The sequence below is a fragment of the Bradyrhizobium sp. Gha genome (assembly GCF_900113735.1).
In the GTDB taxonomy this organism is placed as follows: domain Bacteria; phylum Pseudomonadota; class Alphaproteobacteria; order Rhizobiales; family Xanthobacteraceae; genus Bradyrhizobium.
Map to the genome: position 1 here is coordinate 126,824 of NZ_FOQM01000019.1, position 23,999 is coordinate 150,822.

Consider the following 23,999-nt stretch of genomic DNA (forward strand, 5'->3'; position numbering starts at 1 on the left):
TTCCGGGGGCCTCGGGAACGTGGTTTCCAAATTGTTTATGAACTTTGCCTAGGTTCGACGGCGAATCTGGCCGTATTCTGTGCCGGCTCAGGACCTCCCCGCTGTCCCGAAACGAGGCGCTTTTGACCCCAGCATTGCCGCAAGCCTCCGAGATCCTGGCCGCCCTTGGCCAGGCGGTCTTCGTCTGGGATATCGCCAGCGATGCCATCGTCTGGGGCGAACAGGCCGGCGCCATCTTCCCCGGGATCCCGGCCGAGCGGCTCGCGACCGGCGCCGAATTCGCCAAGCTGATCGAGCCCGCGCAGACGCTGCGGAGCGCCGCGCTGACGCAAACCTCCGCCGTGCACGGCGCCGACGGCACGCCCTACCGGGTCGAATATGGCGTACGCCTGAGCGCGTCCGATCCCGTGGTCTGGATCGAGGAGACCGGCCGCTGGTTCGCCGGCGCCGACGGCCGCCCCATGCGTGCGATCGGCTCGGTCCGCATCAACAATGAGCGGCACGCGCGCGACGAGGAACTGACCAGGCTTGCGCGGCTCGATCCGCTGACCGGCGAGCTCAACCGCTCCCATCTGCTCGCGGCGCTGGCCGAAGCGATCGAGGAGACGACCCGCTTCCGCTCGACCGCGGCCTTCATGCTGGTCGGCATCGATCACCTTGCCCGCGTCAATGATGCTTTCGGCTTCGACGTTGCCGATGCCGTGATCCTCGATGTCGCCAGACGCATTCGCGCGCGCCTGCGTGGCGGTGACGTGCTCGGCCGTTTCTCCGGCAACAAGTTCGGCCTGATCCTGAAGAACTGCACCGTTGACGACATGAACGTTGCCGCCGAGCGATTTCTCGCCGGCATCCGTGACGAGGTGGTGCCGACCAAATCGGGACCGGTTTCGGTCACCGCGTCGATCGGCGCGGTCAGCCTGCCGCGCTATGCCCGCAATGCCGGCGAGGCGATCAACCGCGCCCATGAGACGCTGGATGCCGCCAAGCGCCGCCGCGCCGGTTCGTTCGCGGCATGGCGCCCGGATGCCGCGCGCGATGCGCAGCGCCGCGTCAACATCCGTGTCACCGACGAGATCGTCACCGCGCTGAACGAACGCCGCATCAAGCTCGCCTATGAACCAGTGGTGTCGGCCGCCTCGCGCGAGGGCGCGTTCCACGAATGCCTGGTGCGCATGGACCAGGGCGACGGCCAGGTGCTGCTCGCGCCCGACATCGTGCCGGTGGCCGAGCGGCTCGGCCTGATCCGGCTCGTCGATCACCGCGTGCTCGAGCTCGTGGTCGCCGAGCTCGCGGCGGCGCCGGATGTCAGGCTCAGCCTGAATATTTCGCCCGATACCACGATGGATCCCGATTGGTGGGCCGGGATCGAATCGCTGATGCGCGCCCATCCCGGCCTTGCCGAGCGGTTGATCGTGGAGATCACCGAGACGGTCGCGATCCAGGACATCGACGATGTCCGCGCCTTCGTCGACCGCCTCAAGAATTTCGGCAGCCGCATCGCCATCGACGATTTCGGCGCCGGCTACACCTCGTTCCGCAATTTGCGCAAGCTCGGCGTGGACATCGTCAAGATCGACGGCGCCTTCGTGCAGAACATCACCCATTCCGCCGACGACCGTGCCTTCGTGCAAACCCTGATCGATCTCGCCCGCCGCCTCGACATCAAGACGGTCGCCGAATGGGTGCAGGACGAGGAGGCCGCGACCATGCTGCGCGACTGGGGTTGCGACTACATCCAGGGCCGGCTGATCGGATTGGCGTCAGCCGAACGGCCGTGGAGCGCGACATCGGGCAGCGCACTACCCGCGGCGGGGTGAGGTGCCGTCGGGTGGGCAAAGGCGCCCTTGCGCCGGGTCCACCATCTCGCGGCGGATGCGACGAATTTCTCCTTTGAAATCAACGCCCGTTCTACTGTGCATGGGGTTGTTTTCGAGGACATCAACGAGAACCGCGCCTACGGCCCGTAAAGCACGAGTTCCGTATCGGTGAGATCGGCCAGTCGCGGGCGGTGGGGGCCCTTGAAATATTTGCGGCCGCGTCGCTCGGTATAAATACCGACAAGGCCGGGAATGGGCTCGTTGGAATCGACGAGCACAGAGACCTTGCCGAGCCGCAGCAGCAGCCGGCCGATGCGGCCGGCGCAGGCGGCGTATTCGGCCGCGCTGCGGCAATAGATCAGCTGCATCACCGGCGGTGCGATGAAACCGCGGCGGATACGCACCGGTTGCAAGACGAAGGGGAACACGCCCTTGGGCGTGCGGCAGATCAGGCTGAGGCAGTTGTAGCGCGCATGCCGTGTCAGCAGTTCCGTCTCGGCCTCGGAAAGTCCCTCGATCGTCTTGGCGTGCTGGGAGATCACCTCGATCTTGCTCCAGCGCGGCGCGCGCGACAGCGCCGGCACCGAGATGAAGATGCCGCGGCAATAAGCGCGAAAGCCCTGTGTCTCCACGATCGGCCAGGTCCACGGCGCCGGGCTGATGTTGAGGTAGGTGACGTGCTTGTGCCGCTGCGCGATCTTGGTCAGCAGCGGCGCGTAGTTGCGATAGGCCGGCTCGACATACCAACTCGAAAGGTTGCACTGGATGGCGGTCTCCTCGCCATCCTTGCGCGTGGTGTAGATCAGCAACAGCACGCCGACCGGCTCGCCGTCGTTGTCGAGCATGTAGCCGAAGCGCGGATAGCCGTCCGGCACCGGCCGGAACGCCTGCCGGCGCAGGCCCTGGATCCAGTAATTGCGCGAGCGGCCGACGAAGCCGCGCGTCAGCAAGTCCGCGATGGCGTCAACATCGGACTCGGTGATCTCGCGACATCGGACCTTGGTGTGGATCACGCTCGTCTTGCCCGTGGAAATGGTCGGCCCCTCAGCTTAGCGCCAGCCTTCGCCGTGGGCGTCGGCCGGAGCTGGCGGCTGCAGGCCCATGATGTCCCGCACTTTGGCGGGCCACGCGGAGAGATCGGTGCCGTGGGTATGGAACATTGCGACGGCCAGGCGATCCATGCCGAACGCGACGCAGCCGGTGTGCGCCGGCTCGCCATCGGCGTCCCGGATGCCCCAGGTCGTGCCGAAGTGCTCGCGGTGATAGTTGAAGCTCATGCAGGCGGTCGGCTGCTCTTCCGAGCGCAGCGGTATCAGCAGCTCGAACTTGAGTTGCTGCTGCTTCTGGCTCACCGCCTTCATCTGACCGACGCGGCCGAAGAAGGGATCGCTGGCATAGTCGACGCGGAAGGTCAGGCCGAGGTCGGTCGCGATCGCCTGGGCGCGCACCATCCAGCGCTCGCGGAAATCGGCGACGTCGTCGGGCGTCCCGATGCAGACATATTCGCGCATCCGAAACGATTGCAGGCGGTCCAGATGCTTTGACGGTTCGCGGCGGAAGCAGTCGGCAGCGACGTCAAAGCGCAGGCCGCCCTTCGGCAACTGGCCGCGGCTCGCCGCGATCGGATAGACGGGATAGCAGGCGGCGGGCGAGAGCACGAGATCGGCCGGCGAGAGCGAACTGGTCCAGTCACCGCCGGCGTCGAAGCGGCTCACCGCGGCGTTGATCTCGCGTTCGGTGCCGTGCAGGCCGCAGACGCAGCCGAGCAGGTTCGGAAAGCTCTTGAGGTAGCCGGACTTTTCCAGCTGCGCGCGGCTCATCACCGGCGGCAAGCGCATCACCTCCGTGCCGGCCTCGCGATTGCTCGTGATCAGCGCGGCGAGCTTCTCGACGACACCCTCATAGAGCGCAGTGCGCGCGTACACGCCGTCGGCACCCATGCGGTGGAACAGCTTGTCGGCGAGACGATCGAGCGGATCGACCATCCGAGGGGCGGATTCGGGTGAATCGGGGAGGACTGCGATGTTCATGGTCCGATGTCCTGCTATCTGAAGATTGTTCTTGTTGGTTCAGTCACGAAGGCTTGTCGGCACGCCGCTCATCAGGGTGGCGGTGGCGGCGTTGGCCAGAATGCGGTCATTGTTGATCATGATCGGCGACGACAGCACGTCGCGCAGATGGCGGCCCATGGTGAACTCGCCGTCATTGCGGTAGCCGGAAAGACCCGCCGTGCGCATCGCATGCATCACGGTCTCGACCGCGAGCTCGGAGGCCTGCACCTTCAGCAGCGTGATCGAGGACTGGAAGTCGAGCGAGCCGAGCGCGCGCTCATCATGTTCGACCCGGGCGAAGGCATCGACATTTGCGGCAATCAGTGCCCGCAGCTTCGCCAGCGACATTTTTGCGGCGGTGAAATGCGCGGCGGCCGGCGGCATCTGACCGCCGGAGCTACGGGCGGCCTTGCGGACGAACGCCTGCGCACGCGTGACCGATGCGGCGGCGATGCCGGCCCAGGCCGACGACCAGCACAGATGCGCGAACGGTGTCATGGTCTGTGCGTGGATCTTGTCATAGGCTTCCGGGAAGACGCGGTCGGCGGGGCAATCGACCTTCAGCTCGAAGCCGGTCGAGCAGGTCCCGCGCATGCCGAGCGTTTCCCATCCCAGCGTCTGCTTCAGCGAATAATCGTCCTTGGCGAGCGCCAGCAGGACCTGGTCCGAGGCGGCCGCCCCGGTGGCGCGGCGGGCGATGGTGACGAGGCCGTCGGCTTGGGCGCCGTACGAAATCACCGTGGCGTCGCGCAGCAGCGAAACGGTGTCGCCGGCGACGTCGACGGCGGCGGCGCTGGCGCGGATGTTGCCGCCGTTCTGGCCTTCAGTGGTGGAGGAGGCGAGCAGCCACTGGTCGCGGGCGACCCGCCGCATCATGGTTTCCATCCAGAGAATGCCATGGCCGTGCCTGACGACGCAGGCGACCTTGGTCTGGTGCATCGCGTAGATCATCGCGGTCGACGCGCAGGCGCGCCCGAGCGTGTAGCAGATGTCGGTGACGTCGTAGATCGATGCGCCGAAGCCGCCGAATTCGACCGGGATCATGACGCCGAGCAGCTCTTGTTCACGCGCGGCGTCGAACGCCTTGTGGGGGAAACGGGCGTCGCGATCCACGCCGTCGGCGTCGGCCGCAGCCACGCTTGCGGTGCGCGCTGCCCGCTCGATCAATGAGGGGCCCGGCTCGAGGGGGCTCGGCTGCGCTTCGTCGACAGTGAGGACTGCTTCACGCACGTTCATGCTCGTCCGCCTCCGTTGCGTCGTGATGGATCGCCGCCATCATTCGCGATGGCGTATCAGCGATGCTCCGACCTTCTTTGGTTGTGAGACGAGGCTACGGATTTAATTCAAATTCGTCGATGAAATAGAGGGTAAACGAACTGCAATTCCGACTGAACAGTTAAGGTCCGGTTGTTTGCAGCGTGGGATTTTCAGCGGCCGCGTTAGGGATCTGGAAGCGGCCGAGATTCCAGACAATCTGAGTCATCGTTTACTAAGACACGCGAAGTAATGCTGGCGCCCATTGTGAGATCGGCCCGTCGCGGCCATCGTACCGGGCGACCGGTTCGACCCATGATGGACAGACGGGAACTTAACCATGCAGGCCTTCGACACCGACGTGTGCAATCGCATCATCAAGCTGGTGAAAGATATCCTCGAGCAGAATGCGCTCACCGCGGACGTCGCACCGTCGACGAAGCTCGTCGACGCCGGCCTGACCTCGATGGACATGGTCAATCTGATGCTGGGCGTCGAAGCCGAGTTCGACTTCACGATTCCGCAAACCGAGATCACGCCGGAGAATTTCCAGTCCGTCGAGACGCTGGAGCGCATGGTCGCAACCCAGTTGAAGCTGGCAAAGGCGGCTTGATCAAGCCACCGCCGCCACCCGCCGGACCCCACGACCCCCGTTCCAAATCCGTCCCAAAACTGGCATAGCTTGACCATGTCGCGCGTGGCGGACAGGGTGGAGCAGGCATGACGCAGGCGGTATTGGGCATCATCGGCGGCTCCGGCATCTACGATTTGCCGGGTCTCGAGGGTGCGCACGAAGAGGTGATCAAGAGCCCCTGGGGCGATCCATCGGCACCCGTGCGGCGCGGCACCATTGCCGGGCTGCCGATCGTGTTCCTGCCGCGACACGACAAGGGCCACCGGCTGTCGCCCTCCGACATCAACTATCGCGCCAATATCGACGTGCTGAAGCGGGCCGGCGTCACCGACCTGATCTCGCTGTCGGCCTGCGGCTCCTTCAAGGAGGAGCTGCCGCCCGGCACCTTCGTGCTCGTCGACCAGTTCGTCGACCGCACTTACAAGCGCGAAAGCTCGTTCTTCGGCAAGGGCTGCGTTGCGCATGTCTCGATGGCGCATCCGGTTTCGCCGCGGCTGCGGATTCACCTTGCTGCGGCCGCCGAGGCCGAGGGCATAGCGATCGCGCGCGGCGGTACCTATGTCTGCATGGAGGGGCCACAATTCTCCACCTATGCGGAGAGCATGACCTACAAGACATCAGGCTATTCCGTGATCGGCATGACCAACATGCCCGAGGCAAAGCTCGCCCGCGAGGCGGAGATCTGCTACGCGACCGTCGCGATGGTCACGGATTTCGACTGCTGGCATCCCGATCACGACGCCGTCACCGTGCAGGACATCATCCGCGTGCTGACGTCGAACGCCGACAAGGCGAAGTCACTCGTGGCGCGGCTCGCCAGGGATTTCCCGCGCGAGCATGAGCTGTGCCCGATCGGTTCGGAGCGCGCGCTCGACACCGCGCTGATCACGGCGCCGGAGGCGCGCGATCCCGAACTCCTGATGAAACTCGACGCGGTGGCCGGGCGCATCCTGCGCGGTTGAAGTGAGAGGCAGAACGCCATGAAAGTCGACGGCAAGCATTTCCGCAGCATCTGGCGCGAGCGTGACGGCTGGTCGGTGGGCGCGATCGACCAACGCCGGCTGCCGCACGACTTCGTCGTCGCGCGCCTGACTTCGTGTGAGGACGCGGCGGTCGCGATACGGGATATGCTGGTGCGCGGTGCGCCGCTGATCGGTGCGACCGCGGCTTATGGCATGGCGCTCGCGATGCGCGAGGACGCCTCCGATGCCGGCTTGAAACGCGCCTATGACACGCTGGTCGTGGCGCGGCCGACGGCGATCAACCTGAAATGGGCGCTGGACGAGATGCGCACGGCGCTCGCGCCGATCGATCCGGTCGAACGGGCGGAAGCGGCGTATGCCCGCGCCGACGAGATCGTGGAACAGGACGTCGAGATCAACCGCGGCATCGCTGCCAACGGCCTTGCGCTGATCGATGCGATCGTGGCGAAGAAGAAGCCGGGCGAGACGGTCAACGTGCTGACGCATTGCAACGCCGGCTGGCTCGCCACCGTGGACTGGGGCACCGCGACCGCGCCGATCTATCTCGCACATGAGCGCGGCATCAAGATCCATGTCTGGGTCGACGAGACCCGGCCGCGCAACCAGGGGGCCTCGCTCACGGCGTGGGAGCTCGGCCATCACGGCGTACCGCACACCGTGATCCCCGACAACACCGGCGGCCATCTGATGCAGCACGGCATGGTCGATCTCGCCATCGTCGGCACCGACCGCGTCGCCGCCAATGGCGACGTCTGCAACAAGATCGGCACCTATCTGAAGGCGCTTGCCGCGCACGACAATGGCGTGCCGTTCTATGTCGCGTTGCCGTCGCCGACGATCGATTTCGCGGTTGACGACGGCATCCGCGACATCCCGATCGAGCAGCGCAGCGGCACGGAAGTGACCGAGATGACTGGCCGCACCGTGGATGGAAGGCTCGAGACTGTGCGGATCGTGCCCGAGGGCTCACCGGTCGCGAACTATGCGTTTGACGTGACACCGGCGCGGCTAGTCACCGGGCTCATAACCGAACGCGGGGTGCTCAAGCCGGATCGCGCCGCGCTCGCAGCTGCGTTCCCAGAGCGCATCGCCGCCGCGGCGGAATAGGCGGATCGCGCGAGGCGAGGTCGCCCCGCGCCGTCATTGCGAGCGAAGCGACGAAGCAGAGGCCTTCCGCGGAAAGACTCTGGATTGCTTCGTCGCTTCGCTCCTCGCAATGACGAGGATGGTCGACTATCCAAGCTTGAGCCCCGTCGCGGCCTCCAGCTCGGCGATCGCCTGCGCGCCGCTCGTCACCTTGATCGTGGTCATGCCCTTCTCGCGTGCGGGCTTCAGATTCACGCCGAGATCATCGAGATAAACGCAGTTCTTCGGATCGACGTTCAGCGTCTCGACCATCAGCTGGTAAATCCGCGGATCAGGTTTGCGGAGGCCGATCTTGGCGGATTCGATGACGTGGTCGAACAGCACCATCACCTCGGCAACGTAGAGCGAGCGTCCGGTCATGCTGCCGATGGCGTTGGCTGGCAGATTGTTGGTGATACAGCCGGTCTTGAATTGCGCCTTGATGCGCTTCAGCGCTTCGACCATCTCGGGACGCAGATCGCCCTGCAGCAGCGGCAGCACCTCGCGGCCGCGAACCTCCGCGCCGAGCGCGAGTGATTCCGCCGCGAACAGCTTGTCGAATGTCTCGATATCGACCTCGGCGCGCTCAAATTTGGCCCAGGCATTTTCCAGATGATTGGCCGCATTGGTGCGTCGGATGATGTCGGCCGGCAGACCGCGCTCTGTTTCGAATCGCGAGAATGCCTCGAACGGCGAGCTCGTCAGCACGCCGCCAAAATCAAAGATCACAGCCTCGATCGCCACCAATGCCGCCCTCGTCAATTGCTTTCCAAGAGGGCTAGCATGCGCTATCGGCAAGGGCCAGTCCCGCCGATGCCAGAGCATGTTCCCATGAAGAAGCTCGTCACTCTCATGACAGCCACGCTGCTGCTCACGATGCCCGCTCATGCCATCGTCGGCGGCGGGACGCCGCAGACCGAAGGTGTTGCACGCGCCGTCGTCACCATCGTCGGCTCGCGCGGCAATTTCTGTACTGGCAGCCTGATCGCACCGGAGGTCGTACTGACGGTCGCCCACTGCGTGCAGCCCGGCGCAGATTACAAGATCGTCGATCGCGGCCCCGACGGTCAGCCGCAATTGCTGAACGTCCGCACGGTCGCGATCCATCCGGGCTTCAACATGCAGGCGATGCTGGCGCATCGTGCCACCGCCGACGTGGCATTGCTGCAACTTGAAATTCCACTCAAGGGAAAATCGGCAGTGCCAGTCGGCGCGCCCAATATTCCAATCCAGGTCGGCAGCCGTTTCACCATCGCCGGGATCGGCGTCACCATGCGCGGCGATGGCAAGAGCGGTGGCGCAATTCGCGTTGCCGGCCTTGTTGCCACCGGCCAGCCCGGCACGTTCCAGATCCGCCTGGTCGATCCCCTAACCAACGGCGTTCGCGACGGAATTGGCGCCTGCACCGGCGATTCCGGTGGCCCCGTGTTCGAGGACAAGCCTGATCGTGCCGTGCTTGTTGGCGTCATCAGCTGGTCGACGGGGCCGAATGGCGCCGCTGGCTGTGGCGGGTTGACCGGGGTCACGCCGCTGACGCTCTATCGCGACTGGATCTTGCAGACGGCGCGGAGCTGGGGCGCGGCGTTGTAGTTTGATCGCGACTTGATCTATGCCATTTTGCGAGGGAAGCGCGATGGGTGACCACGTCCGTCGCAGAGGAAACGCGCCGCCATCAAGGCGGCCTGAACAAGACAAGGCATAGAATCAACAATGAATGTCGCTGTTCGCAATCACGCCTCGGCTAAACAGGCTTCGGAACATTTCGACGTGCTGATCGTCGGCGCCGGCATTTCCGGCATCGGCAGCGCCTATCACGTCACCAAGCAGCTTCCGGGCACGAGCTACGTCATCCTGGAGACGCAGGCGACCTTCGGCGGCACCTGGAGCACGCATCGCTATCCCGGCATTCGCTCGGACAGCGATCTCCATACCTTCGGCTACAGCTTCAAGCCCTGGGTCGGGCCGCCGATCGCGACGGCCGAGGAGATCCTCGCTTATATGAACGAGGTAATCGACGAGAACGATATCGCCCGCCACATCCGTTACAAGCACAAGATCGTCTCGGCGAACTGGTCCAGCGAGCAGAATCTCTGGACCATCGAGGCTGTTATGACCGACACAGGCGAAGCAAAGATCTTTACCGCGAACTTTCTCTGGATGTGCCAGGGCTATTATCGCCATTCGGAAGGCTACACGCCGGAATGGAAGGGCATGGACCGCTTCAAGGGCCGCATCGTCCATCCGCAGACCTGGCCTGATGACATCGATCTCAAGAACAAGAAGGTCGTCGTGATCGGCTCGGGCGCGACGGCGGCGACCCTGGTGCCGAACATCGCGGACGACTGCGCGCATGTCACCATGTTGCAGCGCTCGCCGACTTATTTCCGCTTGGGGCGTAACGCCATCGAGATCGCGGAGGAATTGCGCCGGCTCCAGGTCGACGAAGCCTGGATCCACGAGATCGTCCGCCGCAAGATTCTGTTCGAGCAGGATGCGTTCACGAAGCTCTGCCTGTCCAAGCCGGACGAGGTGAAGAAGGAGCTGATCGGCCAGATCAGCGCTGTGCTCGGTCCTGACTACGATGTCGAGACGCACTTCACGCCGAGCTACCGGCCGTGGCGTCAGCGCGTCGCCTTCGTGCCGGATGCCGATCTGTTCAAAGGCATTGCCAGTGGCAAGGCCTCGGTCGTCACGGACGAGATCGAATGTTTCGTCGAGAACGGCATTCAGCTGAAGTCAGGCCAGCTGCTGCAGGCCGACGTCATCATCACTGCGACCGGCTTCAATCTCTCGGCGCTCGGCGATATTGCCTTCGAGATTGACGGCAAGCCCCTCGCTTTCGGCGAAACGGTCACCTATCGCGGCATGATGTTCACGGGCGTGCCGAACATGGCCTGGGTGTTCGGCTATTTCCGCGCCAGCTGGACCTTGCGCGTCGATCTCGTCGCGGATTTCGTTTGCCGCCTGCTCGGCCACATGAAGGCGAAGGGCAAGAAGAAGGTCGAGGTGTCCTTGCGCGCCGAAGACCACGACATGCCGATCCTGCCCTGGATCGATCCGGAAAACTTCAACCCCGGCTACATCATGCGGAACATGAACTTGCTGCCCAAGCGCGGCGACAAGCCGGAATGGCAACACAGCCAGGATTACTGGACCGAGAAGGACGAAATCCCGAAGACGGATCTGGATGACAAGGCGTTTGTGTACGGGTGAGGTTTTCGAACGTCACGCGCTCCAATGCCGGCAAGGGCGTCGTGCGCCACAAATGGTGGGCTCTAGCGCTTCTGCTGCGCCGGCTTGCGCGGCGGGCGCGGGGCGGCGGCGGCAGGCATGCCGCCCATCTTGTTGGCGGCCTCGCTGAGGTCGAGCAGCGAACGCCTTGTGTCTTCGAGGAAGCTCGCCGATTTCTTCTTCATGGTGTCGGCGAGCTCGTGCAGCCCCTTCACTTTTTCGAACAATTCGTCGGTCTTGCCATCGATGATGCCGGGCACCGCGCCCTCGATCTTGGTGACCGCCCCGTCGAAGCCGGCAAATGCATTGTCGACCTTGAGCATCACCGCGTCGATCTCGTCACCCTTGCCTCTGAGATCGACGGTATGGTCCTCGAACGTGCGCAGGCCCTCCGTGATGGCGGGCGCGTTGCTGACGATCGTGCGATCGACGCTGTGAAGCGTATCGACGATGGATTCGGCATCGCTGAGATCGGCGGTCAGTACGGGGATGCCGTCGGCATCGAGCGGCACCGGCGGCGCGGAGGGAGCACCGCCGATCAGCGAGACCGCGGCGATACCGGTGAGGCCCTGGAACTCGATGCCGGCCACTGTGTCCTTGCGCAGCGGCGCGGCGTTGTCGACGGACACCAGCGCCACGACCTTGCGCGGACTCTCCAGCTTGATCGAGAGGATCTGGCCAGCCGGCACGCCGTCGAAATTAACCGGGCCGCCGCTGCGCAGGCCGCTCGCGGAACCACCCTCGAACACGACGCGCAACTGGCTGCGGCTCTGGCTGGCGCGCCATTTCTGCACGCCGAGCAGGCCGCCGAACGCGACGGCGATCACCGTCAGCGTCGCCGTTCCGATCACCAGATTGCTCGCGCGTGCCATGCGGGTGACTCTACGACCAAAGCCGGGAAGTTGGAAGCAGGCCGGATGGTACGTAGGGCAGGTTAGCGGAGCGTAACCCGCCGTCGTCTCAATCAGGATCAGTTGGCGGATTACGCCGCGCTAATCCGCCCTACGCGACATCAATGCTTGGCGGCGCGTTTGGCGGCGGCATTGTTCAACACGATCAGCGCATCGACAGCGACACCCGTCTTGGCATTGATCAGGAACGGATTGACATCGATTGACGCGATCCGGTTGCCGGCGTCCGCAATCAAATTGGACAGCCCGACCAGCGCCTTCACGGCGGACGCCTCGTGCAATGCTGGCTTGCCGCGATAGCCGCGCATCTTGATGCCGGCCTTGGTGCGGCCGATCAGGAGCCGCGCCTCGGCCTCGTCCAGCGGTGCGCCCGCCAATGCCACGTCCTTCATCAGCTCGATATCGATGCCGCCGGTGCCGAACAGCACGACGGGTCCCATCTCGGCATCGAGCGAGGCGCCGACCACGAGCTCGAGGTCGGCCTTGACCTGCTGCGCGATCAGGATGCCGTCAAGATCAGGTTTGCCTTTCAGCTTTTTCACCCGCGCGGTGATGTCGGCAAACGCCTTCTTCACCTCGGCCGCACTGTTGAGGTTCAGCACCACGCCGCCGATGTCGGATTTGTGCAGGATCTCGGCGCTGACGACCTTGGCGACGACCGGGAAGCCGATCTGCCCGGCGATCTTCGCGGCCTCCGTCGCCGTCTGCGCGATTGCCTCCCTGGAGACCGGGATGCCATAAGCTTTCAGCAGCTTCTTCGAGGCGACCTCGTCGAGCGCGGCGCCACTCGCGGATTTCAGTGCCTTCTCCAGCACGGCCCGCGCGGCGGGCTTCGAGCTCGAGACGATGTCGGGAACTTCCTTGCGCAGCTTCGCATAGGCGAGCAGCGATTTGATCGCGGTCACCGCGCGGTCCATGCCCTGCATCACGACGAGATGCGGCAGCGATTTGCGCAAGCCTTTGGTGAACTCGGTGAAGCCGATCGACATCGCGCTGATATAGATCACGGGTTTCGAGGCGCGGCTCGCCATCTCGTTGACGATGCGCAAATTGCGCTCGCGCTGCTCGTGCGGCGCCTTGGGAAACTCGGCGTCGACAATGACGATGTCGATATCAGGGTCGTCGATCATCAGCTTGATCGATTTCATGTAGACGGAGGGATCGACCACCGCGGCAAAGCCGGCATCAAGCGGATTGCCGACGATCGAGCCCGGCCCGAGCATTTTTGCCAGTTCGCTGCTGACATGAGGGTTCAGCGGCGCAAAATTCAGGCCTTCGGCATAGAAGGCGTCCAGCAGCATGCCGCGCTTGCCGCCTGACAGCGTGACTGCCGCAAGCCGGTCGCCCCTGGGGACAGCGGCGTGGACGAAGCATTCGGTGGTCTCGATCAGCTCGTCGAGCCCGCTCACGCGGATCACGCCTTCGCGGGTTGCTATCGCATCGAAGGTCTCAATCGAGCCCGCAAGCGCGCCGGTATGCGCCATCGCGGCGGCGCGGCCACCCTCTGACGATCCGAGCTTGAGCGCGATCACCGGCTTGCTTGCGGCTCGCGCAGCCTTGCAGGCGTCGCGAAACGCCTTGGTGTTGCGCACGCCTTCGAGATAGACCACGATCACCTTGACGCTCGGATCCTCGGCGAAATAGCGCATCAGGTCCGGCGTCTCGAGCCCGGTCTCGTTGCCGGTTGTCGCCATGTAGCCGACGCCGACGCCGCGATCTTCCAGCGCCTGACGGATCGCCATCACGATGGCACCGGATTGCCCGGCGATCGCCACCGGGCCTTGTTCCATGGTGACGATTCGGTCGTCGATATTGGTGAAGAGCTTTTCACCGGCGCTCAAATTGCCCAGGCAGTTCGGGCCGGTGACGGCGAGCCCGGTCTCGCGCACGGCCTGGCGCAGCTCGACGGCGAGCTTCTGGCTCTCCTCGTCCTGCAGCTCGCTGAAGCCCGAGGTGACGATGGTGGCGGACCGGGCACCGGCTGCGGCGGCGTCGCGGATCACCTGCACGGCAAAGCGTGCGGGCACCAGCACCAAAACGTGATCAGGCTTCTCCGGGAGGCTCGCAAAATCCTTGTAGCAGGGAACGCCCCAGATGGTTTCGCGCTTGGCATTGAGCGGATAGAGCCCGCCCTCGAACCCGTATTTGACAAGGTTGTTCCAGATGCGCTCGGCGTAATTGCCCGGCTTGTCGGTGGCGCCCACCAGCACGATATTGCGGGGATGCAGCATGGCGTGGATGCCTTTGACGACGTCGCTGGCATCGGGCGACGGAGACCATGGGCGGGCATGACCCGACGCGGCAGAGACGCGAGCTTCCATGGCATGACCTCTTCTGTTGTTCTTTTTGATCTGTTGTTCTCTTTGGCGGCGTGTCACGTGATCGTATGGGGAGTTGCGTGGAGTGGCAACCAGCAGCGCTGCATGCCGCACGGCGGAATGAGCGATTGCAATGTTGTGAGCGCTGAATCGATACCGGAGCGACCGATTGCGCAGAGCTATCCACGCTCTTCGATCAAGGTGGCATGCAGCAGGTAGCGTGCGGGGCCTGACGTGACCGCGTCAAACGGCCAGCAAGTCGCAAGCACGAGCTCGAAGCCTCGAGTCGCGGGATCGATGCCCGATGCGTCGAAATGGACGACCGCCGTGGAATCCGCGCGATAGCGAAAGCGTTTGCCGTCACTGCGCGTGGCATCGATCACGTCGCCAATGGCAACCTCGCGCAAGAAGCGGAAGTGGGTATCGCGATGCGCCGCATACACGGCGACGCCACGCTCGCCGGCGCCAACCGTCTCGCTGATGTGCCCGGGCCCGAAGGCGAGCGCCTTCGTCATTGCGAGCGAAGCAAAGCAATCCAGAGTCTTTCCGAGGCGGCAGTCTGGATTGTTTCACTGCGCTCGCAATGACGAGAAAAAAGGCGCGCGCGGCCGTTGGTTTCGGGACGGCAGCCGCGCGCGCTAACAGAGGAGTTCGGGGTGCTCCTCTTTCAAGCGGCGCCAGTGAGCAAGGCCTGACGCCGGTTGAACACGAACAGGATCAAGGCGAGCACGATCATGATTGAGACCAACGATCATCCTCAGCGCATCGACGGCGCCGTCACCGGCGAGTGGATAGACATAGGTCGCCTCGACGTGACGCGCGTGCGCAGCGTCGGGCCGGAGACCGTGATGTCGAAATCGGTTCCGAGGCGGATGGCTTCCGTCGTGATGCCGTCCTTCTGTAGCAGGAGGGTGCCGGATTTGGCGTCGCCGGGCTGGAGCAGCCTCGCTTGCTCTGTCGTCGCCGACCAGGAGGTCTCGAAGCTCACCAGCAGGGCGACGAAACTGACCAGGAGCACGGCAATGCTTTGCGCCAGAAGGAAAAGTCCGACCTTGATCAGCCTGTTGAGCCAGGGGTGTTCGTCTGGGTGTTCGTCGCTGTCGACTGTGTCGTAAGTGTCCATTTGGCTTGCTCCCGAACGGTGTTAGACCTCGCTGAGCATCGGTCGGACGGGGGCGATTTCGCGAGCAGAATGATCGGCAATGTTCCGCCGCGGTTCGTCTCCCGGGCCGCCGCTTTGGCGGTCATGTCCGGTTTTGTGCTGACTTGTCCGCCCTGCTAGAGTAGCGGGCGTGGAGCGGGGTTAACGATGCAGATGCAAGACAAGCTCTCGGACAGGCAGCTTTCGGACGAGCAGAGCCGGGAGGTCGCGGAGACGATCCGCGAGGAAATCGCGAGACGCCGGATTTCACGGCAAGCGCTGGCCGAGCAGGCCAAGCTCAGCCTGTCGACGCTGGAAAAGGCGCTCGGCGGCCGCCGTCCGTTCACGCTGGCCACCACGGTCCGGCTCGAGCAGGCGCTGGGCGTGTCCTTGCGCAAGAGCATCGTTGCGCCGGCGCCGGCTGTTGGTAACGATGTCGCGCCCGACAGTCTCGGCTCTTATTCGCATCGGGCCGTGACCTGGATCGAGGGCGTCTACATCACGCTGCGTCCGTCGTTTGGCGACAAGGATGCGATCTTTGCCTATCGCACCGAGATCGTCTGGGAGCCGAGGGTCTCGTCGCTGGTTTTCCGCGAGGGCGAGCGGACGGATACGGCCTATGAGCACACTGGTGAAGTTGCCGTGCCGCACCAGTCCGGCTTCATCTATCTCGTCATCAACAAGCATGGCCAGCACCGCGTGATCACGGTGTCGCGGCCGACCGTATCAGGCGCGATGTATGGCATCATCTCGACGCTACGCGCCGGCGCCGGGTCGCAACTGACGCCGGTCGCGGCGCCGATCGCCTATGTGCCGGCACGAATCATCGCCGATCCGGCTGTCGGCCGGATCTCGCCGGACCATGCGAACTACAAGCTGTATCGAGATCATCTTCGGCGTACCGTCGACGACTCCTTTGCGCTTTTCCTGCCGGCTTGATCTCGCCTGCTGGCGCATGGGAAATAGCGGCCCGGCGGCCGCTATCTCGCAGTGTCGGTTGCCTGCGGCCAAAACTAGCCGCTCGGCTCGGCGCTGATGATGGGGCCGAACAGCTCCCACTGGCCGCTCTTGAACCGCCACATCTTGAGCTGTTCGATCGGCGCGAAGTCGGTGGCCGAGGTGTTGATCGTAATCCCCGGGATCAGCGTGTCGGGGGTGAAGTCCTTCAGGCTGGCGGCCTGCTTCATCACGTTGTCGCGGGTCAGATTGTCCCCTGCCTGCTTCAGCACCTGCACCATGGTCTGGGCTGCGGCATAGCCGTAGACCAGATTGGCGTCCGAGATGTTCGCGCCCGGCATGTACTTCTCGATGAAGGCCATGAACTTTTTCATGCCGGCATCATCCTTCCATTGCGGATCGGACGCATCCTTGAGGTAACCGGCCGACAGCACGCCCTCCGAGGCCTCGAGGCCGGCGGGCTTCATCACCGCGCCGATCGACACGGAGACGTCAGTCATCAGATGCATCGGCTTCCAGCCGAGCTCGGCGATCTTCTTGATGGCCTGCGCTGCGAATTTCGGGGTCGAGATGTTCACGAAGACATCGGCGCCGGTGTCCTTGAGCTTGACGATGTGGGCGTCGATCGAGGGCTCCGAGGTTTCATAGCTTTCCTCGGCCACGATCAGCTTGGAGGCCTTGTCGCCGAACACGTCCTTGATGCCGGCCAGGTAGTCCTTGCCGAAATCGTCGTTGGCGTAGAAGATCGCAACCTTCGCGTCCGGCTTCTCCTTCAGGATGTATTTGGCGAAGATCCGCGCCTCGACCCGGTAGCTGGGCTGGAAGCCCATGGTCCAGGGGAAATTCTTCGGATCATTCCACTTGCTGGCGCCGGTGGCGAGGAAGAGCTGCGGCACTTTCTTGGAGTTATGGTATTTCTGCACGGCGCTCTGGGTCGGCGTGCCCAGCGCGTTGAAGACGAGGAACACCTCGTCGCTCTCGATCAGCTTGCGGATCTGCTCCACCGTCTTCGGCGGCGAGTAGCCGTCGTCGTAGGAGATGAAGTTGATCTTGCGGCCGTTGATGCCACCCTGGTCGTTGATCATCTTGAAATAGGCGTCTTCGGTCTTGCCGATGACGCCGTAGGCGGAGGCCGGGCCGGAATAGGCCTCGACATTGCCGATCTTGATTTCGGTGTCGGTGACGCCGGGGTCGTACGCCTTCTGCGCGAAGGCACCCTCGGTCGTGAGCAGGGTCAACGCGGTTGCTGCGGCAAGCAGGGAGAGTTTCCTGTTCATGAAAATTCCTTGCGGTTCGTCTGGGTTGGAGCAGGCACGTCGAAAAACAAAGCGCCCGAGAGGAGCGCTTGATCAGGCGTTGGCGACCTTCTTGTCCACCTCGGAGGCCACCGAGAATTCCTTGCGCAAGGTCGGCTTGTGGATCTTGCCGGTGGCGTTGCGCGGCAGCGCATCGACGAAGCGAACCTGGCGCGGGCATTTGAAGCGCGCGAGATTGGCGGCGCAATGCGCGAAGACGTCAGCTTCCGTCAGCCGTTGGCCTTTTCTGGTCGCGACGATGGCGAGGCCGACCTCGCCCCATTGCGGATCAGGGATGCCGATCACCGCCGCTTCCGCGATCGCGCCAAGCTGGTGCAGCACGTTCTCGACCTCGGCTGGATAGACGTTCTCGCCGCCGGAGATGTACATGTCCTTCCAGCGGTCGACGATATAGTAGAAGCCCTCCTCATCGACGCGCGTCGCATCGCCCGTGTGCAGCCAGCCATCGGTGAAGGATGTCTTGTTCGCCTCGGGCCTGTTCCAGTAGCCCGGCGTGATGTTCGGTCCCTTGACCCAGAGCTCTCCGAGCTCGCCGACCTCGGCATCACTGCCGTCGGGGCGAACGATACGCACCTCGGTGTGCAGCACCGGCTTGCCGGCAGAGCCCGCTTTCCGCGCTGCATCCTCGCGGTCGAGCACCAGCACGGCCGGCGAGGTCTCGGTCATGCCATAGCCCTGCTGGAGCGCGACACCACGTGCCTCCCATGTTTTCAACAGCGGCACCGGCATCGGCGCGCCGCCGACGCCGCAGACGATCAGTCGGCTGAGATCGGTGGTCGCGAAGGCCGGATGCTGCGCCATGAACTGGTAGATCGCAGGCACGCCGAAGAACACATTGATGCCTTGCGCGGGGGCGCCGATCAGGCCGAGCGCGGTGGCGGGATCGAAGGCGCGCATGATCAGCACGGTGCCGCCGGCGTGCATCACGGGATTGGTGTAGCAGTTCAGCCCACCGGTATGGAACAGCGGCAGCACGGTGAGCAGCACCGAGGCCGGCCCGATGCAGGCGGGGCCGCCGAGATTGGCGCAATTCCAGAAGGTCATGCCGTGGGTGATGGTTGCGCCCTTCGGATGTCCCGTCGTGCCCGACGTGTACATGATGGTGGAGATATCATCGAGCGTGACCTCCTCGGTACGGTCGAGCAGCTTGGCCGCGGCGATGCCGGACTCATAGGTGCCGTCGGCGCCGAGCAGCAGGCTGGTCCCGACGTTGCAGAGCTTTGCTACGGTGATCGCCGTCTCGGCCAGATCGGCATCGTGGATCATCAGCTTCGGCGCACAATCGGCGGTGATGAACTGAAGCTCCGGAATCGTGAGGCGGGTGTTCAGCGGCACGAACACGGCGCCTAATCGTCCGCAGGCGAATTGCACCTCCAGCGTATCGGTCGTGTTCAGCGCCAGCATGGCGACGCGGTCGCCGCGCGAAACCTTCAGCGTATGACGGAAGAACGAGGCAAGGCGTGAGACGCGGGCGTCGAACTGCGCATAGGTGAAGCGGCGCTCGCTCGCGAGATCGACGGCCGCGATCTTGGAAGGCGCGCGACGGGCATGATGGGCGATCCAGTCGTAGTAACGAACGGCCAACAATCCCTCCCTCGGCGGTCTTTTGCCGCCTGAATGTGAGTGCTGTGCACCATGCCCGGCGTGGCCTGGGAGGCCAGCCGGGAGTTTTTGTGCAGTCGTCTTTTTTGTTTGGAGTTGGCCTGCGAGGGGCGAAAATCGTCTTGCGTTGAGTTGCTAGGCGAGGACCTGCAGCAGCAGGCCTTTCGGGGCAGCCACTGCGCGCAAGTGGCCCGCAAACGTTCCGGCCATGGTGAAACGACAGGAATCGCCGAAGGCGCGCAAGCCATGAAGAGCCCGTTCTATACCGCCGAGCACGACGCCTTCCGCGACGTCATGCGCCGCTTCGTCGACAAGGAGATCACCCCGTTCGCCCATGAATGGGACGAAGCCGGCGAATTCCCCCGCGCGCTCTACCGCAAGGCGGCAGAGATCGGTCTGTTGGGGCTCGGATTCCCCGAGGAATATGGCGGGATCGTTGCCGACCAGTTCATGAGGATCGTCGCGACCCAGGAGCTGGCTCGGGCCGGGGCCGGGGGCGTCAGCGCCAGCCTGATGAGCCACACCATCGGTTCGCCGCCGATCGCACGCGCAGCGCGGCCGGAGGTGAAGGCGCGCGTGCTGCCGCAGGTGCTCTCAGGTGAGAAGATCTCTGCGCTCGCGATCACCGAGCCGGGTGGCGGTTCTGATGTCGCGAACCTGCGCACCCGCGCCCGGCGCGACGGCAATCACTACGTCGTGAGCGGCGAAAAAACCTTCATCACATCAGGGGTGCGCGCCGACTATCTGACGGTTGCCGTGCGGACCGGTGACGAGGGCGCCGGTGGCGTCAGCCTGCTCCTGATCGAGGGCGATACGCCCGGCCTGTCACGCACGAAACTGAAGAAGATGGGCTGGTGGGCGTCCGACACCGCGACATTGCATTTCGATGAGTGCCGCGTGCCGGCCGAAAACTTGATCGGCGAGGAGGGCCAAGGCTTCAAGATCATCATGCGGAATTTCAACAGCGAACGGATGGGCATGGCCGCGGGCTGCACAGCTTTCGCGCGCGTCTGTCTCGATGAGGCGATCGCCTATTCCAAGGAGCGCAAGACGTTCGGCAAGCCGCTGGCCCAGCATCAGGTCATCAGGCACAAGATCGTCGACATGGCGCAGAAGGTCGCGGCCTCGCAGGCGATGCTGGAGATGCTGGCCTGGCGGCTCGAGCAGGGCGAAAGCCCGGTCGCGGAAATCTGCATGATGAAGAACCAGGCAACCCAGACCATGGCGTTCTGCGCCTCGGAAGCCGTGCAGATTTTTGGCGGCGCCGGCTTCATGCGCGGCATCAAGGCCGAGCGCATCTACCGCGAAGTCAAGGTGAACGCCATCGGCGGCGGCACCGAGGAGATCATGAAGGATCTGGCGAGCCGGCAGATGGGGTTGTGACTGTTACCGTCATTCCGGGGCGACGCGAAGCGTCGAGCCCGGAATCCAGAGATGAGTCTTACAATTTCGAGATTCCGGGTTCGCGCTTCGCACGCCACGGAATGACGAAGGAAAAGCAATGCTATTCACCGCCGACCACGACGAGATCCGTCGCTCCCTGCAAAAATTCATAGCCAACGAGATCAATCCGTACGTCGATGAATGGGAGAAGGCCGACATCTTTCCGGCGCATGAGCTGTTCAAGAAGATGGGCAGTCTCGGCTTCCTCGGCCTGAACAAGCCGGTGGCGTTCGGCGGTTCTGGCCTCGACTATTCCTACGCGCTGATGATGGCGGAGGAATTAGGGGCCATCACTTGCGGCGGCGTGCCGATGGCGATCGGGGTGCAGACCGATATGGCAACGCCGGCGCTGGCCCGGTTCGGCTCCGACGAGGTGCGGCGCGAATTCCTCAGCCCCTCGATAGCAGGCGATTACGTCGCCTGCATCGGCGTCTCCGAGCCTGGCGCGGGCTCGGACGTCGCCTCCATCAAGACCCAGGCGCGCTCCGACGGCGACGATTACCTCATCACCGGCGGCAAGATGTGGATCACCAATGGCACCCAGGCCGACTGGATCTGCCTGCTCGCCAACACCGGTGATGGCCCGGTTCACCGCAACAAATCCCTGATTTGCGTGCCCATGAAGAGCAAGGGCGTCACCATGGCCCGAAAGCTCGACAAGCTCGGCATGCGCTCCTCCGATACCGCGCAGATCTTCTTCGACAATGTCCGCGTGCCAAAGCGCAATCGGATCGGCGAGGAGGGCAAGGGCTTTACCTACCAGATGATCCAGTTCCAGGAGGAGCGGCTCTGGGGTGCGGCCGCCTGTCTCAAGGCGCACGAATACATCATCAACGAGACCATCGAATTCACCCGCAACCGCAAAGCCTTCGGCCAGAGCATCCTGGACAACCAAATCGTCCACTTCAAGCTCGCGGAGATGCAGACCGAGGTCGAGCTCTTGCGTTCGCTGATCTATCGCGCGGCCGAGCAGCTGGTCGCGGGCGAGGACGTCACGAAACTTGCGACCATGGCCAAGCTGAAGGCCGGCCGGCTCGGCCGCGAGCTCACCGACGCCTGCTTGCAATATTGGGGCGGAATGGGCTTTACCAACGAGACGCCGGTCAGCCGCGCTTATCGCGACAGCCGCCTGACCTCGATCGGCGGCGGCGCCGACGAGGTCATGCTGATGGTCCTATGCAAGATGATGGGCACGCTGCCAGGCAGTAAAGGGAAGGCATGATGATCACGCTCTATCATTGCGACGCCGCGCGCTCGTTCCGCCCGCTCTGGATGCTGGAGGAGATGGGGCTGCCCTACGAGCTGAAGATGCTGCCGTTCCCGCCGCGCGTCTTCGCCAAGGACTATCTCGCGCTCAATCCATTGGGCACGATTCCGTTCATGGTCGACGGCGAGACCAGGATGACGGAGTCATCAGGCATCTGCCACTATCTCGGCGTCAAGCATGGCCCGACGCCGCTGATGGTCGGCCCCGACGATCCCGCCTATGGCGCCTTCCTGAACTGGATGTATTTCAGCGACGCGACGTTGACCTTCCCGCAAACGCTGGTGCTTCGCTACACTCAGATCGAGCCGGAGGAGCGCCGCAATCCGCAGGTCGCCACGGACTATGCCAAGTGGTTTCTGGGCCGCCTGCGCGCCGTCGAAGCAGCGACCGCGAATGCCGAAACCTTGTGCGCGGGCCGCTTCACCGCTGCTGACATTGCCATCGGTTATGCGCTTCGGCTCGCGGATAATATTGGGCTTGCCAGGGATTTCGGGCCTAATGTCGCAGCCTATTGGGCGCGCCTGCAGCAGCGCGATGGGTTCAAGCGCGCTGTTGCTGCCGAGCAGAAGGCCGGCACCGAACAGAACGTTGCGCCGCGCGTGAGACCGTAGACATTCCGTAGGGCGGGACTACGATCTCGTCGCGGTTCCGGGAAGATTGGTCGTCGTCCCGGAATGGTAATTTTTTGCGCGCCATGACAGCGCTACCCCGCCGTGACAGCGCCCAAATTTCCGCTAAGCTGACTCCGTCCGCAGCGGCCAAAGAGCCGCGCGAGGAGGATACCCAATGGAAGACACGGGTCGCGAATCCGACCATCTCATGCTGATCACGCCGGAGCGGGTGTTCTATGCCGGTTTGCTCGGCAGGCCTCGCAAGCGGACCCCGGGCTGCTGCCATGTCTATGTGGCGGTGAAGGGTAGCCTGCATCTCACCATCGACGACGCCCTCGCCACCGCGGAACTGTTCGTCACCCTGCCGAACCAGCGGCATTCCATCGCCAGCGACTACCGCACCGCAATCAGCGTGACGCTCGAGCCGGAAAGCATGCCAGACGGCGTGCTGGAGGCCCTGGCCCGGCGGCTGACGGGGCCGGATCGCGCTGCGTACGCCAGAAAAATCCTCGCCGCCTACGCGCTGCTGCGGCAACGCCGCTATGGCGACATTACCACCGCTGAATTCGACGAGATGTGCTTTGGCGAAGCACTGCCGCGCCGCGTGCTCGACCCGCGCGTCACGCGCGCCGTTGCCCGCATCGAACGCTTCTCCGGCGAGCCTGTCACGGCGGATACCTGCGCGGCAGAGGCGGGCCTCTCGGCCTCGCGCTTCCTGCATCTGTTCAAGGAGGAGACCGGCATCTCGTTCCGCTCCTTCCGCGCCTGGAAGCGCGCGCGGCATCTGCTGCACTTCGCCAACCAGGACCTCAACCTCGCTCATCTCGCGCAGGACATCGGCTACCCCGATAGCACCCATTTCAGCCACTCGATCCGCCGCTTCTACGGATTGAAGCCGCGCGCGATCTTCGTCGGCTCGCGCGATCTTGCGATCTATCGCAGCACCGAGACCGTGCGGCTGGCTGAGGCGAGCTAGGCTCGCTCTGGTAGGGCCTCCTACCCGTGGTCAAGGGGTGTTTGTCCTTAATGGACGAGAGTACCGCCGTGCTCGACGCTGTCCAGGACGCTTCGCGCCGGCTACGCCGGTGCCGATGGCATCCTTGACAGCGTTTGCGCGCGGCGCTCTGCCGGCCGCCAGGTCGGGACGAAGGAATGGTCGCCTAGGCCGAACAAAGGAATGGGGCTCACCGTTTTGAGGTGATCTGCACGTTCACGTTCTTGTAGATCGGATCGTACGGGGTCTGTCGCTTGAGCGCCGTGCACAGGGCGTAGAGCAGCCGATCGCCCACGCTGCGCAAGGCGCGGGCATGGCCGTGCCCTCGCTGCCGCAAGGCATCA

Annotated in this window: 20 protein-coding genes and 1 pseudogene; 11 read left to right on the forward strand and 10 right to left on the reverse strand. The window is 64.0% G+C overall.

Going from position 1 to position 23,999, the window contains the following annotated elements; translation table 11 throughout:
- Positions 1 to 122 precede the first annotated feature (122 nt).
- On the forward strand, positions 123 to 1,817 hold the full coding sequence (locus tag BM222_RS22515; RefSeq protein ID WP_092232199.1) for a putative bifunctional diguanylate cyclase/phosphodiesterase: 1,695 nt from the start codon (positions 123 to 125) through the stop codon (positions 1,815 to 1,817).
- 137 nt (positions 1,818 to 1,954) lie between these two features.
- Here the strand turns inward: BM222_RS22515 and BM222_RS22520 are convergent, their stop codons facing one another.
- The 3 genes from BM222_RS22520 to BM222_RS22530 are packed head-to-tail and all read right to left on the reverse strand — an operon-like array spanning position 1,955 to position 5,104.
- A complete protein-coding gene (locus BM222_RS22520; RefSeq protein WP_092232202.1) occupies positions 1,955 to 2,830 on the reverse strand; it encodes a GNAT family N-acetyltransferase in 876 nt (291 codons plus the stop codon).
- A 36-nt stretch (positions 2,831 to 2,866) separates the two neighbouring features.
- Positions 2,867 to 3,847 carry an amino acid--[acyl-carrier-protein] ligase gene (locus tag BM222_RS22525; RefSeq protein ID WP_092232205.1) on the reverse strand — a complete coding sequence of 327 codons (981 nt, stop codon included), beginning with the start codon at positions 3,845 to 3,847 and terminating at the stop codon, positions 2,867 to 2,869.
- Between the two features lie 39 nt (positions 3,848 to 3,886).
- A complete protein-coding gene (locus tag BM222_RS22530) occupies positions 3,887 to 5,104 on the reverse strand; it encodes an acyl-CoA dehydrogenase family protein (RefSeq protein WP_092232208.1) in 1,218 nt (405 codons plus the stop codon).
- A gap of 358 nt (positions 5,105 to 5,462) precedes the next feature.
- Here BM222_RS22530 and BM222_RS22535 point away from each other — a divergent pair, with 358 nt between their 5' ends.
- The 3 genes from BM222_RS22535 (at position 5,463) to mtnA (ending at position 7,846) form a co-directional block, all read left to right on the forward strand.
- Positions 5,463 to 5,735, forward strand: coding sequence for a phosphopantetheine-binding protein (locus BM222_RS22535; RefSeq protein WP_092232211.1), 273 nt, complete (start codon positions 5,463 to 5,465; stop codon positions 5,733 to 5,735).
- A gap of 107 nt (positions 5,736 to 5,842) precedes the next feature.
- The gene (locus BM222_RS22540) at positions 5,843 to 6,718 is read left to right on the forward strand and encodes an S-methyl-5'-thioadenosine phosphorylase (protein WP_092232214.1); all 876 of its coding nucleotides are present in this window, start codon (positions 5,843 to 5,845) and stop codon (positions 6,716 to 6,718) included.
- Positions 6,719 to 6,736: 18 nt separating this feature from the next.
- Entirely contained in the window at positions 6,737 to 7,846 is a 1,110-nt protein-coding gene (gene mtnA, locus BM222_RS22545; protein ID WP_092232217.1) for an S-methyl-5-thioribose-1-phosphate isomerase, read from the forward strand.
- A gap of 126 nt (positions 7,847 to 7,972) precedes the next feature.
- Here the strand turns inward: mtnA and BM222_RS22550 are convergent, their stop codons facing one another.
- Positions 7,973 to 8,608: an HAD-IA family hydrolase gene (locus tag BM222_RS22550; RefSeq protein ID WP_177243377.1), complete on the reverse strand. Its 636-nt coding sequence runs from the start codon at positions 8,606 to 8,608 to the stop codon at positions 7,973 to 7,975.
- Between the two features lie 87 nt (positions 8,609 to 8,695).
- Between BM222_RS22550 and BM222_RS22555 the strand changes: the two genes are divergently transcribed.
- Both BM222_RS22555 and BM222_RS22560 read left to right on the forward strand, forming a co-directional pair.
- Positions 8,696 to 9,454 carry a S1 family peptidase gene (locus BM222_RS22555; RefSeq protein ID WP_177243378.1) on the forward strand — a complete coding sequence of 253 codons (759 nt, stop codon included), beginning with the start codon at positions 8,696 to 8,698 and terminating at the stop codon, positions 9,452 to 9,454.
- Between the two features lie 120 nt (positions 9,455 to 9,574).
- Positions 9,575 to 11,077 carry a flavin-containing monooxygenase gene (locus BM222_RS22560; RefSeq protein WP_092232223.1) on the forward strand — a complete coding sequence of 501 codons (1,503 nt, stop codon included), beginning with the start codon at positions 9,575 to 9,577 and terminating at the stop codon, positions 11,075 to 11,077.
- A 62-nt stretch (positions 11,078 to 11,139) separates the two neighbouring features.
- Here the strand turns inward: BM222_RS22560 and BM222_RS22565 are convergent, their stop codons facing one another.
- The 4 genes and pseudogenes from BM222_RS22565 to BM222_RS22580 form a co-directional block, all read right to left on the reverse strand.
- The gene (locus BM222_RS22565) at positions 11,140 to 11,967 is read right to left on the reverse strand and encodes an MlaD family protein (protein WP_092232226.1); all 828 of its coding nucleotides are present in this window, start codon (positions 11,965 to 11,967) and stop codon (positions 11,140 to 11,142) included.
- A gap of 140 nt (positions 11,968 to 12,107) precedes the next feature.
- Positions 12,108 to 14,327, reverse strand: coding sequence for an acetate--CoA ligase family protein (locus BM222_RS22570; protein WP_092232229.1), 2,220 nt, complete (start codon positions 14,325 to 14,327; stop codon positions 12,108 to 12,110).
- A 176-nt stretch (positions 14,328 to 14,503) separates the two neighbouring features.
- Positions 14,504 to 14,833: pseudogene (locus BM222_RS22575) on the reverse strand (class D sortase); the annotation flags it as partial.
- Between the two features lie 248 nt (positions 14,834 to 15,081).
- Positions 15,082 to 15,447 (reverse strand): hypothetical protein, encoded by a 366-nt coding sequence (locus BM222_RS22580; protein ID WP_244547214.1) that lies wholly within the window; start codon positions 15,445 to 15,447, stop codon positions 15,082 to 15,084.
- A 186-nt stretch (positions 15,448 to 15,633) separates the two neighbouring features.
- Here BM222_RS22580 and BM222_RS22585 point away from each other — a divergent pair, with 186 nt between their 5' ends.
- Entirely contained in the window at positions 15,634 to 16,404 is a 771-nt protein-coding gene (locus BM222_RS22585) for a helix-turn-helix domain-containing protein (protein WP_092232232.1), read from the forward strand.
- A gap of 74 nt (positions 16,405 to 16,478) precedes the next feature.
- Here the strand turns inward: BM222_RS22585 and BM222_RS22590 are convergent, their stop codons facing one another.
- A complete protein-coding gene (locus tag BM222_RS22590) occupies positions 16,479 to 17,699 on the reverse strand; it encodes an ABC transporter substrate-binding protein (protein WP_092232237.1) in 1,221 nt (406 codons plus the stop codon).
- A 72-nt stretch (positions 17,700 to 17,771) separates the two neighbouring features.
- A complete protein-coding gene (locus tag BM222_RS22595; RefSeq protein ID WP_092232240.1) occupies positions 17,772 to 19,322 on the reverse strand; it encodes an acyl-CoA synthetase in 1,551 nt (516 codons plus the stop codon).
- Positions 19,323 to 19,586: 264 nt separating this feature from the next.
- Between BM222_RS22595 and BM222_RS22600 the strand changes: the two genes are divergently transcribed.
- From BM222_RS22600 to BM222_RS22615, 4 genes are all read left to right on the forward strand, one after another.
- Positions 19,587 to 20,723 carry an acyl-CoA dehydrogenase family protein gene (locus BM222_RS22600; protein WP_092232243.1) on the forward strand — a complete coding sequence of 379 codons (1,137 nt, stop codon included), beginning with the start codon at positions 19,587 to 19,589 and terminating at the stop codon, positions 20,721 to 20,723.
- A gap of 118 nt (positions 20,724 to 20,841) precedes the next feature.
- The gene (locus BM222_RS22605; RefSeq protein WP_092232246.1) at positions 20,842 to 22,005 is read left to right on the forward strand and encodes an acyl-CoA dehydrogenase family protein; all 1,164 of its coding nucleotides are present in this window, start codon (positions 20,842 to 20,844) and stop codon (positions 22,003 to 22,005) included.
- Positions 22,005 to 22,661, forward strand: a complete 657-nt coding sequence (locus BM222_RS22610) for a glutathione S-transferase family protein (protein ID WP_092232295.1) — start codon at positions 22,005 to 22,007, stop codon at positions 22,659 to 22,661. Before BM222_RS22605 ends, BM222_RS22610 begins: the two co-directional genes overlap by 1 nt.
- Before the next feature lie 175 nt (positions 22,662 to 22,836).
- The gene (locus tag BM222_RS22615) at positions 22,837 to 23,637 is read left to right on the forward strand and encodes a helix-turn-helix domain-containing protein (protein ID WP_092232249.1); all 801 of its coding nucleotides are present in this window, start codon (positions 22,837 to 22,839) and stop codon (positions 23,635 to 23,637) included.
- Positions 23,638 to 23,999 lie beyond the last annotated feature (362 nt).

Coding starts and splice junctions, on each gene's coding strand:
- BM222_RS22525 (WP_092232205.1), bottom strand. CDS start 3,847: ATGAACATCGCAGTCCTCCCCGATTCACCCGAATCCGCCCCTCGGATG.
- BM222_RS22530 (WP_092232208.1), bottom strand. CDS start 5,104: ATGAACGTGCGTGAAGCAGTCCTCACTGTCGACGAAGCGCAGCCGAGC.
- BM222_RS22535 (WP_092232211.1), top strand. CDS start 5,463: ATGCAGGCCTTCGACACCGACGTGTGCAATCGCATCATCAAGCTGGTG.
- BM222_RS22540 (WP_092232214.1), top strand. CDS start 5,843: ATGACGCAGGCGGTATTGGGCATCATCGGCGGCTCCGGCATCTACGAT.
- mtnA (WP_092232217.1), top strand. CDS start 6,737: ATGAAAGTCGACGGCAAGCATTTCCGCAGCATCTGGCGCGAGCGTGAC.
- BM222_RS22555 (WP_177243378.1), top strand. CDS start 8,696: ATGAAGAAGCTCGTCACTCTCATGACAGCCACGCTGCTGCTCACGATG.
- BM222_RS22560 (WP_092232223.1), top strand. CDS start 9,575: ATGAATGTCGCTGTTCGCAATCACGCCTCGGCTAAACAGGCTTCGGAA.
- BM222_RS22565 (WP_092232226.1), bottom strand. CDS start 11,967: ATGGCACGCGCGAGCAATCTGGTGATCGGAACGGCGACGCTGACGGTG.
- BM222_RS22570 (WP_092232229.1), bottom strand. CDS start 14,327: ATGGAAGCTCGCGTCTCTGCCGCGTCGGGTCATGCCCGCCCATGGTCT.
- BM222_RS22580 (WP_244547214.1), bottom strand. CDS start 15,447: ATGGACACTTACGACACAGTCGACAGCGACGAACACCCAGACGAACAC.
- BM222_RS22585 (WP_092232232.1), top strand. CDS start 15,634: ATGCAGATGCAAGACAAGCTCTCGGACAGGCAGCTTTCGGACGAGCAG.
- BM222_RS22590 (WP_092232237.1), bottom strand. CDS start 17,699: ATGAACAGGAAACTCTCCCTGCTTGCCGCAGCAACCGCGTTGACCCTG.
- BM222_RS22600 (WP_092232243.1), top strand. CDS start 19,587: ATGAAGAGCCCGTTCTATACCGCCGAGCACGACGCCTTCCGCGACGTC.
- BM222_RS22605 (WP_092232246.1), top strand. CDS start 20,842: ATGCTATTCACCGCCGACCACGACGAGATCCGTCGCTCCCTGCAAAAA.
- BM222_RS22610 (WP_092232295.1), top strand. CDS start 22,005: ATGATCACGCTCTATCATTGCGACGCCGCGCGCTCGTTCCGCCCGCTC.
- BM222_RS22615 (WP_092232249.1), top strand. CDS start 22,837: ATGGAAGACACGGGTCGCGAATCCGACCATCTCATGCTGATCACGCCG.